Origin of the sequence: Candidatus Accumulibacter meliphilus (genome assembly GCF_036625345.1) — a bacterium.
Lineage (GTDB): Bacteria > Pseudomonadota > Gammaproteobacteria > Burkholderiales > Rhodocyclaceae > Accumulibacter > Accumulibacter meliphilus.
Map to the genome: position 1 here is coordinate 36475 of NZ_JAZKTZ010000016.1, position 14794 is coordinate 51268.

Here is a 14794-nt window from a genome sequence, read left to right on the forward strand (position 1 = left end):
TGCATGATCAGTTCGCGTTGGGTAGTATCCATTTTGCGGGCGTTATGATGTTGGTCTTGAGAAACCCATCATTCCAGAAATGGCCGCCTGCGTCCTCCGCTTTCGCCCCCAGCGGCGAAAAAATCAGCCCTGCAGTGTCAGTTTTGCAAGAGGCTCAGTTGCCAGGCCTATTGATGGCGCAGCGCTTCGATCGGGTCGAGCGCGGCGGCCCGACGCGCCGGGTAGAAGCCGAAGAAAATGCCGATCCCCGCGGCAACGCCGAAAGCGACCAGCACCGAGCCACCGGAGATGACGATCACCATATCGGAGATGGCGTTGATCAGCAGCGCGCCGCCGATTCCGAGCAGCAGGCCGATCAGGCAGCCAGCGATGGAGATCATCAGAGCTTCGAGCAGGAACTGGCTGCGGATGTCCTTCTGGCGGGCGCCGATGGCCATGCGGATGCCGATCTCGCGAGTGCGCTCGGTGACCGAGACGAGCATGATGTTCATGATCCCGATGCCGCCGACGAGCAGCGATACCGAGGCAATGGCGCCGAGCAGCACTGACATCACGCGCGTCGTTTCGGCAGCGGAGTCAGCGGCAGCGGTCAGGTTGCGAACGTAGAAGTCGTTGTCCTGTCCTTCACGCAGCCGGTGGCGCTGGCGAAGCAGGGCAATCATGCGGGTTTCCACGCCCGGCATGGCTTCGGCGGAAACGGCCTGGACCAGCATCACCCGCACCGATCCGGGAAAGGGCGTACCGAAAACCTTGCGCTGGGCGGTGCTCAGCGGCACGATGACCGTGTCGTCCTGATCGCGTCCGTCGAGGTTCTGGCCCTTCTTGGTGAGAACGCCGATGACCAGGAATGGGCTCTGCTGAATACGGATGGTCTTGCCGACGGGATCGTCGCTGCCAAAAAGGTTGGCGGCGGTGGTTTGGCCGATCAGCGCGACGCGGGTCGCCGAGCGCAGGTCGGAGTCACCGAAAAGATAACCGTTGGTCACCGCCCACGCCCGTGCGTCAAAATACGCGGGTGTCGTGCCGACTACCGTCGCACTCCAGTTGTTCGCGCCATGCACCAGTTGTTGTCGCCCCTGATGGACCGGTGCCACGTGGCTGACGCCGTCGAGTTGGGCTATCGCCTCGGCGTCGGCAACGTTCAGCGATGGGCCGCCGCCACCGCCGCTGCGTAGACCGCCGGAGCTGGTCGATCCGGAGATCACGATGTACAGATTGCTGCCCATGGTGCTGATGGTCTGTGCCACGGCGTACTGCGCACCCTGGCCGATGGCCATCATCAGGACCACCGAGCCGACGCCGATGACCATGCCGAGCATGGTCAAGGCGGTGCGCATGCGGTTGGCACCCATCGCCTGCCAGGCTTCACCGAGCATGGCTTTCAGCATTCGCCGGGCGCCCTTGCCGCGGTGGCGACGTCGCTGACGATGAGCCCGTCGAGGAAACGCACCTGCCGCCGTGCGTAGGCGGCGATTTCGGCCTCGTGGGTGACCAGGACGATAGTGATCCCGGCGCGGTTGAGCTCCGAAAACAGGTCCATGATTTCCTCGCTGGTATGGCTGTCGAGGTTGCCGGTTGGTTCGTCGGCGAGAATCAGTGCTGGCGAATTGACCACCGCGCGGGCGATCGCCACGCGCTGCTGCTGGCCGCCGGAGATGCGACTGGGCAGCGAGTCGAAGTAGCCGGCGAGCCCGACGCGGTCGAGCGCCTGCTGCGCTTGCAGGCGTCGCTGCGTGCGCTCGACGCCCGCGTAGACCAGCGGCAGGGCGACATTGTCGGTCAGCGTCATCCGCTGCAGCAAATTGAAACCCTGGAAGACGAAGCCGATGCTGCGGTTGCGCAGCGCTGCCAGTTCGTCGTGGCCGAGATGAGCGACATTGCGGCCGAGCAGGAAATAGTCGCCGCTGGTCGGTGTGTCGAGGCAGCCGAGCACATTCATGAGGGTCGACTTGCCGGATCCGGACTGACCCATGATCGCCACGAACTCGCCGGCTTCGACGCTCAGATCAATGCCCCCGAGCGCCGCGAAGGGTCCGGCAGCCGTGGCGTAGGATTTGCCGAGTGCGGCGACGCGAATCAGTGGCGGCGGCATCAGAACAAGCGCAGCCCGACGCTGCTCGGCTTGCCGCCCGCATTGAGCGGGTTCTCGCCGATGACCACCCGCTCACCGACCTTCAGCTCGCCAGCGAGGACTTCACTGTTGCGGTTGTCGGTGATGCCGAGTTGCAGACGTACGGCTTTCAGCTGGCCTCGATCGACAACGTGTACGGTGCCGCTGCTGCCGCCGCTGCCGCCGCGGTTGGCGTCGCGCGTGCGGCCCTTGCCGGTGGCCTTGCCGGTTTCTGGGGGGCGCTCCGCGGACTTCGTAGACTCCGCCGACTCCGCCGACTCCGCGGGGAGCGACTGGTTGGCGTCCTCTGGAGGCTTGAAGCGCAGCGCCGCGTTGGGGACCAACAGAGCATCGTCGCGCCGGGCGACGGCAATGCTGACGTAGGCGGTCATTCCGGGCAGAAGAATGTGTTCGGGATTGGAGAGCGAAACGCGGACGTTGTAGGTGACGACGTTCTGCTGCGTGGTCGGGTTGAGGCGAATTTGCTGCACGCTGCCCTCGAAACTCCGCTCCGGGAAGGCGTCGACGGTAAAACGCACGGCTTGTCCTTCCCTGATCTTGCCGATGTCGGCTTCGGCAAAGCTCGAATCGATGCGCATTTCCGACAGATCCTGGGCAATCTTGATCAGCGTCGGTGTCTGCAGACTGGCGGCGACCGTCTGGCCCAGGTCGATGACGCGGTCGACGACGACGCCTGAGACCGGCGAGCGAATCGTGGTGTAGCGGAGATTGACCTGATCCTTGTCGGCCGCTGCCCTGGCTTGCGCCAATTGCGCCTCGGACGAGCGGCGGGTCTGGATCGACTGCTCGAATTCCTGGCGGGAAACGTACTCCTGCGCGAACAGGGCGCGCATGCGTGCTTCGTTGGCGCGTGCCAGATCGAGTGCTGCCGAGACGTTGTTCACGTTGGCCGCCGATTGCCTAGCCTGGGCGGCGAGCAAGGAGTCGTCGAGTTCGAGCAAGGCCTGCCCCTTCTCGACCTTGTCGTTGAAATCGACGTACAGCCGGGTCACTGTTCCCGAGACCTGCGTGCCGACGTTCACCAGCACCACCGGGTTGAGAGTGCCGTTGGCCGATACTGTCTGGGTGATCTCGCCACGCTCGATGGCCTGCAGCTTGTAGCGCTGCTCTGGCGACAGGGTGGCGTTCTGATGCTGCCAGTACATGCCGCCAGTGGCGAGGGCGACGGCGAGTAGGCCAAGAAGCCATTTTGTGAGGGAGATTTTCATGGTTTGCGGGCGTTTTGTTCAGTGCTGACCGCGAGCAGCAGGCTGCTGTCGAGGGCGCCGATCGATCTGGCCAGTGCGGCGCGCGAGACCTGCCAGTCGAGCACCGCCTGGATGCGCTGCAGGCGTGCCGCGGCGAGTGCGCTCTGCGCGTTGAGGACGTCGAGGATATTGCCGACGCCGGCTTTGTAGCGCCCGAGGGCAACGCGTTCGGACTGCTCGGCACTGCTCAGCAGGTCGGCGCTGCTGCGGACGGTCTGGGTGGCGGTGCTCAGGCTTTGATAGTTTTGCCAAACCTCCAGCGCCACCTCCTGGCGAGTGTTTTCGAGGCGCGCGGCCTGAAGCTCGCTGCGCGCCTCGGCGGCGCGTATCTGGTAGGTGGTATTGAAGCCGGAAAAAATCGGTAGCTGGACGCTCAGGCCGATCGAATTGCCCTGGCCCGAAAGACCGTCGAGCTGTTCCCATTGCGGGCCGCCACTCAGTGAGATCGTCGGCCGACCGGCGGCGCGCGCGTAGTCGATGCCCGCTTCAGCGGCTTTCAGTTCCGCTGCGGCGGCTTGCATCTCGGGTCGTCGCCGGCGCGCTTCGCTAATCAGCGCGGCCACGTCGCGGTCGAAACCGCTGTCGGGTAGGGTGGTCGGGATGTCGTCGAGACGCAGCGGATGGTTGGCGTCCAGTCCCATCACATTGGCCAGCCTGCCGAGCGCGTTGCGCAGCACGCCTTCGCTTCTGATTCGGTTGAGCGTCGCTTGCGACCAGGCGGTCTGTGCCTGCAGGCGGTCGGCTGGCGTGCCGCTGCCAACGCGGTAGCGCACTTCGGCGGCGGTCAGGCTTTCGCGACTGGCTTTTTCCGACTCCAGCGCAGCCGTGACCGCAGCCCGCGCCGCCTGGGTGTTGAAATAGGACTGCAGGGCGCTGAGAAAAACACTCTGCACGGTGGCATCGAGCGTTGCCGACGCGGCGCTGAGCAACTGCCGGGCGACTTCGAGATTGGCCGAGCGGGCACCGAAATCGACCAGCAGCCAGGACAGGGTCAGCGACGCATTGCGCGCGGTGGCGCTGCGCGAGTTGCCGTGCAGGCGATTGGCCGCCAGTTGGCCGTCGAGCGCCGGCAGGAACTGGGCCTGCGCGACACCGACCTCAGCCGCTTGTAGGCGTGCGATGGCCCATATTTCGCGTGTCGTCGGATTCTTGCACAGTGCCAGGTCGACGACTTCGAGAACGCCATAGGGGGTGTCGTTGGGCAGCGCCTGGCATGGCAGATAGGCCTTTTCGGCTGCCGAGAGATCGAGGGCCGGGCGAGGTGGGGTGATGGCCCTGGTGTCAAAGGGATCACTCGCTTCCAGGGCCGACAGCGGCTTGGGAAGCGCAGCGAGCAGGATGACGAGGGGGGCGAGGAAGCGAGCCGCGCGCGGCGGCAGTGAAGCCGGTCGGGATGTGGTCATGGCCATTTTTCGCTAGTATAGCCAAGCGCGTCGCGATCGCAGAGGAGCGATGCGCTCGGCGTCGCTTTTCCGATGCGAAAATGTGGCAGCCGTGCAGGCGGTGACCCGGCGCTGCCGCGACTTGTGACAACGAGGCCATTGGTGATGACATTCAAGTGTTCAGGTTGCGGCGCTCGGCGCCGCCGGGCCGCCAGCTGCGGCGGTAGCATGGGTGTCGCTGGCCGCGCCCGCGGCAGCCGCTGATGCCTTGGGCGGAGGTGCTCAGCCTGCTGGCGATGCTTGCCGGCGGTGCCTTGTGGTTCGACAGCTTCCAGTCGCGCGAGGCCGGCATGCGAGCTGTTCGCGCGGCCTGTGCTGCCGAGGATCTGCTGCTTCTTGACGACACCGTTGCGCTCGCTTCCTTGCGCCCGGGACGCGATGATGAGGGTCGCTTGCGACTGCGTCGCGTCTATCGTTTCGAGTTCAGCGATACCGGTAACAATCGTCGCGATGGTCAGGTAACGCTGCTCGGCAGCGAGCTGGTGACGCTGCACTTGCCGCACTCGAACCGGTCGCGTCTGCGTTCGGTAGACACGGCAGACACGGTAGACGACAAGCAGAATCGACCGTTTCCCCGCCTGCCGTCTTGAACTACCTGGCACACGCGCTGCTGGCCGGGCCCGACGACGACTACCGCCTAGGTGGCTTGCTCGGCGATTTCGTCAAGGGGCCGCTGTCGCCAGCGCCGCCACAGTTCAGCACGGCCGTCGTGCAAGGGCTGCTGTTGCACCGGCGCATCGACAGTTTCGCGGATGCGCACCGGGCTTTTGCGCGCAGCCGGCAACGGGTCAGCGTCGAGCGTCGCCGCTACAGCGGCATCGTCGTCGATATGTTTTACGATCATTTCCTGGCTGCGCACTGGGCGCGTTTTTCCACGCAGCCGCTGGAATCCTTTTCGGCCGCCGTCTATGCGCTGCTCTCCCGGCGACCGCTCCCCGATCGTCTGGCCCGGATTCTGCCCAGAATGTGCCAGGAGGACTGGCTGGCCAGTTATCGTGAGCCGGCGGCGGTGGGCCGGGCGCTCGACCAGATCGCCGTGCACCGGCTCAAACGCAGCAACACGCTGAGCGGCGCAGGGGGCGAACTTGTGCAGTGCTACGCCCAGTTTGAAAGCGACTTTCTCGAGTTCTTTCCGGCAGCCATGGCCTTCGCCGAAGGCTTCCGCCGACAGCGCGCGTAGTCAAGCGCTCAAAGGCTCACAGGCCCAAACGCGCTCAAGCACCGCCGATCAGCCTTAGCGCGAGGCGCGTCGGCGCTCGTTGTCGGTCAGCAGGCGCTTGCGGATGCGAATATTCTTGGGGGTGATTTCGACGAGTTCATCGTCGGCGATGAACTCGACGGCCGACTCCAGGCTCAGCGCTACCGGTGGCACCAGGCGCACCGCTTCGTCGGTGCCCGAGGCGCGGACGTTGGTCAGTTGCTTGCCTTTGATCGGATTGACCACCAGGTCGTTTTCGCGGCTGTGGATACCGATTACCATGCCCTCATAGAGCTTGTCGCCAGGGCTGCTGAACATCCGCCCGCGATCCTGTAGCTTCCACAGCGAGTAGGCGACGGCTTCACCACGCTCGGCCGAGATCAGGACGCCGTTGCGGCGGCCAGGAATGTCTCCCTTGACCGGTGCGTACTCGTCGAAAACGTGGCTGATCAGCCCGGTGCCACGCGTCAGGTTGAGGAACTCGCCCTGGAAACCGATCAGGCCGCGCGCCGGGATGCGATATTCGAGACGGACGCGGCCGCGTCCGTCCGAAGACATGTCCTGCAGATCGCCGCGCCGATAGCCGAGCGCTTCCATGACCCCGCCCTGATGTGTTTCCTCGACGTCGAGAGTGAGCATTTCATAGGGCTCGCACGGCTCGCCGTCGATCTCCTTGACAATCACCCGCGGGCGCCCGACGGCCAGTTCGTAACCCTCTCGGCGCATGGTCTCGAGCAGGATGGTCAGATGCAATTCGCCGCGACCGGAAACCAGGAAGCTGTCGGTGTCGGTCGTCTCCTCGACACGCAGCGCCATATTGGTGAGCAACTCTTTGCGCAGGCGCTCGCCGATTTGCCGGCTGGTGACGAACTTGCCTTCAGTCCCTGCGTAGGGCGAGTTGTTGACCATGAAGGTCATGTTCAGTGTCGGCTCGTCGATGCGCAGCATCGGCAGCGCTTCGGGTTGCTCGATGGAGGTGATGGTGCAACCGATCGAGAGGTCATCCATGCCGGTTACCAGCACGATGTCGCCGGCAACGGCCTCGTCCATCGGTACTCGCTCCAGGCCCTGGAAACCGAACACATGATTGACTTTCGCCGTCTTTGGTGCGCCGTGCTCGAAATTTCCGTCGGCATCTGCCTGGCCGTACATGATGGCGACTTGCTGGGCCGGCTTCAGGCGGCCACGCTGCAGGCGGCCAATGCCGATGCGCCCAACGTAGCTCGAGTAGTCCAGCGCTGAAATCTGCAGTTGCAAGGGCCCATCGATCTCGTCGGCGTGCGGTGGCGGAACGTGCTTGAGAATGGTCTCGAACATCGGCCGCATGTCCGGCGAGGGTTGTGCCAGATCCAGCGTCGCATAGCCGTTGATCGCGGAAGCATAGATCACCGGAAAGTCGAGTTGCTCGTCGCTGGCGCCGAGTTTGTCGAAGAGGTCGAAAGTGTGATCGACCACCCAGTCCGGCCGCGCGCCGTCGCGGTCGATCTTGTTGACCACCACGATTGGCTTCAGACCGAGGGCGAGCGCTTTCTTGGTCACAAAGCGCGTTTGTGGCATCGGACCCTCGACGGCGTCGACCAGCAGCAGGACACCATCGACCATCGACAGAACCCGTTCGACTTCACCACCGAAGTCGGCGTGTCCCGGCGTATCGACGATGTTGATATGCACGTCGCCGTAGTCCACCGCCAGGTTCTTGGCCAGAATCGTGATCCCCCGTTCCTTCTCGAGATCGTTCGAGTCCATCATCCGCTCGGTGATGTGCTGGTGGGCGGAGAAGGAGCCCGCCTGAACCAGCAGCTTGTCGACCAGCGTGGTCTTGCCGTGGTCGACGTGGGCAATGATGGCAATGTTACGGATGGCACGGGACATAAGGGGTCAAGCCTCTCAACAGGGGCGGTTATTCTATCACAGGCGGGCCAGCCGTGCTGCGCTGCAAAATACCGCTCGCCTAGGTGGGGTGGTTGCGCATGAAGTCGGCCGTTTTGAAGAAGGAAAGCAGCAGCTTCTGGCGAAGTGCTTCCTCGATTCCCACCGCTTCCATGGCCAGCAGCATGCACGCCACCCACTGGTCACGCTCGGCCTCGCCGATCGCAAAAGGCAAGTGACGTCGGCGCAACATCGGCTGGCCAATGTTCTGCACGTAGAGGTCGGGTCCGCCCAGCCAGCCGGAAAGAAACATGAACAACTTGTCACGCGAGGACTGCAGGTCGGCAGGGTGCAGCGCGCGAATCGTTGCGAACTGGGGGACCGTTGCCATCAGTTCGTAGAAGCGTTCGCAGAGGCTGGCGACGGTGGCTTCGCCGCCGATGAGGAGGTAGGGCGTCTGTTCCTGCATGGCACTCATTCAAGGTCGATGGTGTGCGTCGCCGAAGGCGTGCTGGTCGCCGTGCTGAATATCGCGCGGGATCCGCGCGTGACTGCCTTCTGTCTGTCGCTCGCGGCTTGCTGCATTGCTTTTGTTGCAACGCAACAAAAGTGCTTGACAATCACTGTCCGAAGGCTAGAATGGCTCATCCGCTGCAGTGCAGCAAACGGCTTCAGGCGGCAGCAGCCCGGGCGGTGTTTCGGTTTCGCAATTTCAAGGAGAGTATCGTGTACAACGTAGCTGAGCAATTCACCAGCAAGAGCCAGGTCGGCCTGGAAGCGTGGAAGTCGGTGGTCAATGCGTCGCTTGACGGAATGGGCAAACTGGCTGCGCTGAATCTTCATACGGCACGTGCCGTCGCCAAACAGGGTGCCGAGAACTTCAAGGCCTTGTCCGAGGTTCGCGATATGGCCGGCCTCAAGGCGTTGCAACAACCCATGGCGGTTGCCGCCGTCTCGCAGTCGGTCGCCTATTCGCGTCGTGCTTACCATATCTCCAACGAGTCTTCGTCAGCCGTCGTCCAGGTCTTGGGTGGCCAACTGTCGCAGGCCGGCAGGGGTGTGGTCGGAGTGCTTCAGGAAGCCAGGAAGAACACCCCTCCGGGTGTGACTTTTGCGGTGTCGTCGGGCAAGGCGATGCTGTCAATGGTCAACTCGATGCTTGCCAACCTGGCCCAGATCGCCAAGCCGGCGACCGAAGCCAGTGCCGAACCGGCAGTGAAAATGATTGCCAAGACTGCCTGACCAGACCGATCGGTCGCCAGTGCTTTCTGGTGGCTGACTTCGTTCAAGCCCGGTGTTACAGCACTGGGCTTTTTTTGCGCTGAGCACAGTGGGCGTTTCCGCGCTGCTTTTATGCCGGCCCATAGCTGCCGTGATGCGCCCTGCGCAGGCGTCAGAACCGGCTTGTGCCCGGGCGCGATTTGCCAGAATGGCATCTGCGGCGCACACTGACACATTTTGCCGACTGGCAAAAGCATTCTTTGGGAGTTCAGATGACCGATTCGATCCTTGCTTTCCTCAGAGCCAACGGCGAGCAGCTCGATGTCGACATGGCAGCGTCGCTCGATATTCCGATCGCCGAACTACGCGACGAGGTCGCGCGGCTCGCTTCATCGGGAGACCTGATCTGTTGCCGGGTGACCCGTTTCATTGACGGTCGGAAGATTGAGGGTACCAGCTGCCGACTGTCGTGCGATCCGCCGACGCCGGCGCGCGGACGCAAGCCGGGTGTGAAAAAGGCCGACGACAGTAAGGTCGACGACAATAGCGAGACCAACAACTACTGACCTCGTCGGTCTGCGCAAACCTGGCGCCGGTGGCCTTGCCAGGGCGCCACTTGCAAAGCTGGCGCGGGGGCGGTCGCGCGGGCCAGAGTCAGTCCTATCTGAGCAGATTCAGGTTGAAGTGGGCCTTGGCGAACTCCTGGAATTTCTCGACTCCCTTGAGCGCCAGCTGCAGGCGGCCGAGTTCCATCATGTTGAGACGCTTGAGGGGAATGTAGTTATCCGGTTTGCGCCCTTCACGCACGGCTTCGACCTGACCGCGCAAGCGCATCAGGACCAGAAAATCGAAGGTTTCGGCAATATTGTCGGCCATCTTCGGGTTGATCACCTTGTCCTTGACCAGCGCCTCCAGGCGCTGGTGGGTGCTGCCTTCGAGCTTGCCGGCGAGAATCGCCAGCGCTTTGACGCCCTCGGAAATGGCAAAGATGCCGGCTTTCTTGATCTCCAGCATTCCGGAGTGCTCGCCACCGCTTTCGCCTTTGATCTTGCCAAACCAGCCCAGAGGTGGTGCAAAGCGCAAGGTACTCTCGACCATTCGCATCAGGAACAATTTGTCGCGCTGCACGTGCTCGTAGAGTTGTTTCTTGAGCTCCCGTTCAAAGGAACGGTCGCCGTATATCGTGCGAATGTCTACAAATGTGCCACAACTGAGTACATGCTTCGGGGTCGGTGTGCGTAGCCAGCGGTCGAGCTGCTCGCGCCACTTGCCAATGCTGCGCCGCCACTCCTTGTTCTTGGCCATGATGCCGCCGGGGCAGGGCGGGATGCCGATGGTGATCAGCGAAGCGACCAGCTCTTCCGAAAAGTCTTCGATCTGCGCGATTTCTGCGGGGCTCAGTTCGTCGCCATAGACGATGGCATTATCCTGGTCCGTGAGCAGGGTCTGCTCGCCGCGTCCCTCGCTGCCGAGGACGACAAAGGCAAAGCGTGCAGGCAAGTCGGCAAAGCGGCCGGCGCGCATCAGCGCGATCAGCCGCAAGAGAATCTGGTCGTTGAGATGGGCAATCAGTCGTACCATGTCGCGCGTGCTGGTGCCGCTGCCGCTGAGGTGCAGGACCAGGCTCTGAATCCTGCCGTACACGACCTTTACTTCGTCGATGTCCTTGGTTGCTTCGATGTCGAGGACGAGTTGATGCGGTGAGTGCGATTGCAGGCGGATGATGTCGCTGTCGGTGATTATTCCAGAGAGTCTGCCCTTGCCATCGACGACTGCCAGCCGATGGATCTTCATGCGTGACATCCGGTAGAGCGCTTCATAGAGCAGGTCGTCCTCGCCGATTACCGCCAGCGGGCTGTTCATGATCGCACGGACGGTGAGCGTCGAGGGGTCGGTACCCGAGGCGACTACCTTGTTGCGCAGGTCGCGGTCGGTGATGATGCCGCAGGGTAGTTTCTGGTCACAGACCACGACGCTGGAGATATTCTTCTCGCGCATGATGCTGACCACATCGACCAGTGCGTCATCCGGCTTGCAGGTGACGACCGTGCGCTGACAAAAATCCTTCACCGGGCGAAAAAACTCACCTTCCTCAGCCATCGTGTGCTGTTCCTTGTTGTCGGCTTGTTGTTTGCCCCGGCGGTGTGCGAGGTGCGAGAGCGAAGCCAACACCGGACGGGAAAGTACGAGGCGCGATTCTAGCACTGGTGAGGGGTGAGAGTCTGCTACCCGCCTGGCAGAGTCCCCGTGGCCCGCCCTGTGCAGCAGCGCAGCCAAGCCCTGTCATTTTGCCCAACCGCCATGGTTGCATCGGCGCACCAGTCGGCTCTTGCCGGCTGCATCGAGCAGGGATTTTGCCATGGTGTACGCTCGCGCTTTCCAGCAGGCCGGATAATGAGCGACACTGACGTTGATCAACGATGTCTCTCGCGAGCCAGCACTCAAGCTTGTGGTGCACGCGACGGAAACCCCCTCACCGACATGCGCAGAATCGTGAATATGCCAAGCGGACGCCCGCGCGGGGCACCGCGCTCTGGGGCCTGGCGTTCAAGCCGAACACCGACGAGTTGCGCGACGCCGGACCGGGCTGGAGTATTTTTCGATTGGGGCGCTTGTAGGGGGAAACGCGAGGGCAGCAAGGTTGGGCTCCAGATCGCCCGCACGTCATTGCGACGAGGCGAAGCCGACGCGGCAAAGTTGGTAGAATATTTCGACCAGCAGGTCGGCGAGACGCTCATCTTCAAAGCTGATATCGAGCAAGCCCTCGCGTGACGTGCCATGCGCATCACGATCGGCGAGAACTTGCCGCAGCAGACTGGTCTTGCCGGCCCGGCGCATACCGATAATCGCCGTGGCCTTGCCTTTGACGGTTGGCAACCAGATATCACGACGCGTGAGCCTTGGCAGCGGCAGAGCCTGCGAATCAACGATCTTCTGGTGAATTGTTGCGCGAAGTTGGCTTTCCATAAAGGACAAGGCTCATTATGGGCTTCGGGTTGTTAGCTGAGGAGCAACCCCAAGAGGGATTCGAGAAGTCGCTTTCCGCGATTTTTGGCGTTGTGAACGAACTCGAAGAAGCCGAGGTAGAGAGGAAGACTTTCCTGGGAGATGCCGCGGTGAGGCCGCAGCCAGGAGCGCAGCAAGGACCAGAAGCCCTCGATGGTGTTGACGTGAACCTCATGGAAGCCGTCGCCGTCTTCATCGCGGGCGTACTCGCGGGCGCTGTGGCAGACGGTCTTGTGATTGTAGCCCCACTCAGGCAGACGGCCGTAGATGTCATACTCGTCGGTCAGCACTAGGGTGCCCGGCGCGATGGTGGCCTGGATCAGCGCTTGTATCATGACTTGGCGGACGTTTTCGAGCATGCGGATGACGACTTGACCGCCGCGCTGGATCATGCCGAAAACCGGAGGCTTCTCCTTGGCAAGCGTGCCGCGACCGCGAGCCCCCTTCAGGCGGTTTCTGCGGCCCTTACGGTGTTTTTTTTACTGCCAAAGGATGTCCCTTGTGCCCCGCCACCACATAGACCTCGTCACACTCAACGGTTCCCTGGAGCGCTGGGGCGGGCTTGCGACTGACTACCCCTTCTCGAAGTTGGGTCGCCATCTTCTGAACGTCGTCCTTGTTGAGGCCCAGTTCCTTGCCGATTTGCGTGTTCGACAGGTTCAACCCCATGAAATACAAACACAAGATCCAAGTGCGCAAGGGTAGGTGATGCCCTTCGAAGATCGTGTCGGTTAAGTCGTCAAAGTACCTTTCACAGGACTTACAGCGGTACCTCTGGCGATGTTCCTGGGTCTCATCGCGACCAAACTTGATAACGTGCTCGTCCGCACAATGCGGACAGCGAACACCCTCTGGCCAGCGCAGGTCCCGAACGACTTCGAAGCACTTGGCATCGTTGATAAGGTCCTGGATTTTAACCAGCCCAGTGCTGGCAGTGTGCGTCGTGTACATGCCCCTTTCTCCTAGGTGTTCCTTCCCAGGAGAGCATACGGAATTCCTTGGGCGTTGTCTAGTGCGCCTCTAACGTCGCTTTCGTTGCGCACCAACCTAGAATCCATAATGAGCCATTTGTTTAATGCGAGTTGAAGATTATGCAGAGCCAAGGGCTCTGAACGGCAAGATTTCCCTGTTGAATCAAGAGAGCATGGCGGCAGCCCAGGCTGATCCACTCCACATAATATCGATGGTCATCCGGCCAAAGGTATCCATGAAAGGAGAGGTCATGTTCGAGAGATTTTTTGATTCTTGTGGACGAATTCGAGCGCTTCGCGGTGGTCCTGGCGGAGATTTGCTCGCTGGCTTTGCGGAAGCGCTGAGCGAGGCGGGGTATGCGCGCATTACGGCTCGTAGGCATATTCGTGGGGCGGAACACTTTCTGTATTGGGCAGGCAAGGCGGGCATAGCTGCTGACGGTTTTGACGATCAGGTGGTTTCACGCTTCGCTCTTCATCTGAAGCAGTGTCGGTGCCCAGGCTACGGTCATGGCAACCGGCGCGATGTGTTGCGCGGTGCACGCTTGTTCGTCGAACAGCTTCAGCGTGCGAGCGGTGTCTTCGCCTGCGCACGGGCGAAGACACCGGGCTCTACCGAACCGGCTTTGCTCTGCGCATTCGGGCAGTGGATGGGTGAGCAACGCGGAACGTGTGCGGCGACCTTGTATAACTACAGCATCCCGCTGCGGCGGTTGATCGCGCGTGTCGGCGGTGATCCGCGTCGCCTGGATGCGCAGGGTTTGCGGCAGTTTGTCCTTGAAGCAGTCCAGAAGTCCGGATGGGCGGCGGCCAAGAAGTGTACAACAGCGGTGCGCATGTTCCTGCGTTTTCTGATCGCTGAAGGTCAGTGCCCAGCGGGTCTGGATGCGGCGATTCCGGTTGTCGCACATTGGCGTCTTTCGTCGCTACCACGCTATCTGCCAAGTGATGATGTGGAGCGTGTGATCGCTTCGTGCAATCTGAGCACTCCGCTCGGGAAGCGCGATCGTGCCATTTTGCTTTTGTTGGCCCGCCTTGGCCTTCGGGCTGGTGACATTGTTGAACTGCGGTTGGCCGATATCGACTGGAAGGGCGCCTGGATTACGGTCTGCGGGAAGAGCCGACACACCACACGTTTTCCGCTGACTCAAGAGGTCGGTCAAGCCGTTGCGGATTACCTGCTGGAGGGACGACCGCAAAGCGATGCCGACGCCGTTTTTCTTCGTGCGCGTGCGCCGTTTCGAGGCTTCGCCAATCATTGTGCCGTCTCCGTGATTGTCGAACAAGCGATGCGCCGAGCTCAGGTCAAATGCGCCAGCCGGGGCGCCGCGCATGTACTTCGCCACTCGCTGGCCGCCTCAATGTTGCGGCAAGGAGCGTCATTGCAGGATATCGCCACGGTGCTGCGCCACCGTTCGATCGAGACCACGCAGATTTACGCCAAGGTGGATGTCAGCGCCTTGCGGCAGATTGCCCAACCCTGGTCGGAGATGCCATCATGTTAACCCCTGTTTAACCTACCCCAAAAAACCTCTTGCATAATCAATTGCTTGCAGGGCAAATGAATTTCTAATGGCACAACAAGCGCGTAATGTGCTGTCAGGCGATCAGTTTTCGGAGTCCTCCGGGTTGTGAGTGGATGCCCAACCTCCCTTTAACACCTCGCTGTCATATTTCGGGTTTTTCTAGCCCGCGCTGATTTTAAGTCG

The 14794-nt window shown here is 61.9% G+C and carries 13 protein-coding genes and 1 pseudogene; 5 read left to right on the forward strand and 9 right to left on the reverse strand.

From position 1 onward, the window contains the following. Positions 1 to 167: 167 nt before the first annotated feature. The 4 genes from V5B40_RS22720 to V5B40_RS22735 are packed head-to-tail and all read right to left on the reverse strand — an operon-like array spanning position 168 to position 4781. On the reverse strand, positions 168 to 1388 hold the full coding sequence (locus V5B40_RS22720) for an ABC transporter permease (RefSeq protein WP_332356689.1): 1221 nt from the start codon (positions 1386 to 1388) through the stop codon (positions 168 to 170). Next, positions 1382 to 2092: an ABC transporter ATP-binding protein gene (locus V5B40_RS22725; RefSeq protein ID WP_332356690.1), complete on the reverse strand. Its 711-nt coding sequence runs from the start codon at positions 2090 to 2092 to the stop codon at positions 1382 to 1384. Before V5B40_RS22725 ends, V5B40_RS22720 begins: the two co-directional genes overlap by 7 nt. Beyond that, a complete protein-coding gene (locus tag V5B40_RS22730) occupies positions 2092 to 3339 on the reverse strand; it encodes an efflux RND transporter periplasmic adaptor subunit (protein WP_332356691.1) in 1248 nt (415 codons plus the stop codon). Before V5B40_RS22730 ends, V5B40_RS22725 begins: the two co-directional genes overlap by 1 nt. Further along, positions 3336 to 4781, reverse strand: a complete 1446-nt coding sequence (locus V5B40_RS22735; RefSeq protein WP_332356692.1) for a TolC family protein — start codon at positions 4779 to 4781, stop codon at positions 3336 to 3338. Before V5B40_RS22735 ends, V5B40_RS22730 begins: the two co-directional genes overlap by 4 nt. A 242-nt stretch (positions 4782 to 5023) precedes the next feature. On the opposite strand from V5B40_RS22735, the gene V5B40_RS22740 reads away from it, so the two are divergent. Together V5B40_RS22740 and V5B40_RS22745 are read left to right on the forward strand one after the other, a co-directional pair. Further along, a complete protein-coding gene (locus V5B40_RS22740) occupies positions 5024 to 5410 on the forward strand; it encodes a DUF3301 domain-containing protein (protein ID WP_332356693.1) in 387 nt (128 codons plus the stop codon). Further along, complete coding sequence (locus V5B40_RS22745) at positions 5407 to 6000, forward strand: ACP phosphodiesterase (protein WP_332356694.1); 594 nt, start codon at positions 5407 to 5409, stop codon at positions 5998 to 6000. The genes V5B40_RS22740 and V5B40_RS22745 overlap by 4 nt, the downstream gene beginning before the upstream one ends. A 54-nt stretch (positions 6001 to 6054) precedes the next feature. On the opposite strand, the gene typA is transcribed toward V5B40_RS22745, so the two are convergent. After that, the gene (typA, locus tag V5B40_RS22750; RefSeq protein WP_332356695.1) at positions 6055 to 7890 is read right to left on the reverse strand and encodes a translational GTPase TypA; all 1836 of its coding nucleotides are present in this window, start codon (positions 7888 to 7890) and stop codon (positions 6055 to 6057) included. Between the two features lie 79 nt (positions 7891 to 7969). Beyond that, positions 7970 to 8356, reverse strand: a complete 387-nt coding sequence (locus tag V5B40_RS22755; protein ID WP_332356728.1) for a group II truncated hemoglobin — start codon at positions 8354 to 8356, stop codon at positions 7970 to 7972. A 257-nt stretch (positions 8357 to 8613) separates the two neighbouring features. On the opposite strand from V5B40_RS22755, the gene V5B40_RS22760 reads away from it, so the two are divergent. Together V5B40_RS22760 and V5B40_RS22765 are read left to right on the forward strand one after the other, a co-directional pair. Next, entirely contained in the window at positions 8614 to 9129 is a 516-nt protein-coding gene (locus V5B40_RS22760; RefSeq protein WP_332356696.1) for a phasin family protein, read from the forward strand. Positions 9130 to 9380: 251 nt separating this feature from the next. Beyond that, positions 9381 to 9674 (forward strand): ArsR family transcriptional regulator, encoded by a 294-nt coding sequence (locus V5B40_RS22765; protein WP_332356697.1) that lies wholly within the window; start codon positions 9381 to 9383, stop codon positions 9672 to 9674. A gap of 94 nt (positions 9675 to 9768) precedes the next feature. Here the strand turns inward: V5B40_RS22765 and V5B40_RS22770 are convergent, their stop codons facing one another. The 3 genes and pseudogenes from V5B40_RS22770 to V5B40_RS22780 all read right to left on the reverse strand — a co-directional run bounded on the left by V5B40_RS22770 (position 9769) and on the right by V5B40_RS22780 (position 13065). Further along, on the reverse strand, positions 9769 to 11208 hold the full coding sequence (locus V5B40_RS22770) for a DUF294 nucleotidyltransferase-like domain-containing protein (RefSeq protein WP_332356698.1): 1440 nt from the start codon (positions 11206 to 11208) through the stop codon (positions 9769 to 9771). Positions 11209 to 11772: 564 nt separating this feature from the next. Further along, positions 11773 to 12075: an AAA family ATPase gene (locus V5B40_RS22775; RefSeq protein WP_332356699.1), complete on the reverse strand. Its 303-nt coding sequence runs from the start codon at positions 12073 to 12075 to the stop codon at positions 11773 to 11775. Between the two features lie 32 nt (positions 12076 to 12107). After that, positions 12108 to 13065 (reverse strand): annotated as a pseudogene (locus V5B40_RS22780) (IS1595 family transposase). A gap of 124 nt (positions 13066 to 13189) precedes the next feature. Between V5B40_RS22780 and V5B40_RS22785 the strand changes: the two are divergent. Beyond that, positions 13190 to 14590: a site-specific integrase gene (locus tag V5B40_RS22785; RefSeq protein ID WP_332356700.1), complete on the forward strand. Its 1401-nt coding sequence runs from the start codon at positions 13190 to 13192 to the stop codon at positions 14588 to 14590. Positions 14591 to 14794: the final 204 nt, after the last annotated feature.

Bases quoted from the DNA above. Each gene is read 5' to 3' on its own strand.
- typA (WP_332356695.1), bottom strand. From the start codon at position 7,890: ATGTCCCGTGCCATCCGTAACATTGCCATCATTGCCCACGTCGACCAC.
- V5B40_RS22735 (WP_332356692.1), bottom strand. From the start codon at position 4,781: ATGACCACATCCCGACCGGCTTCACTGCCGCCGCGCGCGGCTCGCTTC.
- V5B40_RS22730 (WP_332356691.1), bottom strand. From the start codon at position 3,339: ATGAAAATCTCCCTCACAAAATGGCTTCTTGGCCTACTCGCCGTCGCC.
- V5B40_RS22720 (WP_332356689.1), bottom strand. From the start codon at position 1,388: ATGCTGAAAGCCATGCTCGGTGAAGCCTGGCAGGCGATGGGTGCCAAC.
- V5B40_RS22740 (WP_332356693.1), top strand. From the start codon at position 5,024: ATGCCTTGGGCGGAGGTGCTCAGCCTGCTGGCGATGCTTGCCGGCGGT.
- V5B40_RS22770 (WP_332356698.1), bottom strand. From the start codon at position 11,208: ATGGCTGAGGAAGGTGAGTTTTTTCGCCCGGTGAAGGATTTTTGTCAG.
- V5B40_RS22725 (WP_332356690.1), bottom strand. From the start codon at position 2,092: ATGCCGCCGCCACTGATTCGCGTCGCCGCACTCGGCAAATCCTACGCC.
- V5B40_RS22775 (WP_332356699.1), bottom strand. From the start codon at position 12,075: ATGGAAAGCCAACTTCGCGCAACAATTCACCAGAAGATCGTTGATTCG.
- V5B40_RS22785 (WP_332356700.1), top strand. From the start codon at position 13,190: ATGCGAGTTGAAGATTATGCAGAGCCAAGGGCTCTGAACGGCAAGATT.
- V5B40_RS22765 (WP_332356697.1), top strand. From the start codon at position 9,381: ATGACCGATTCGATCCTTGCTTTCCTCAGAGCCAACGGCGAGCAGCTC.
- V5B40_RS22755 (WP_332356728.1), bottom strand. From the start codon at position 8,356: ATGCAGGAACAGACGCCCTACCTCCTCATCGGCGGCGAAGCCACCGTC.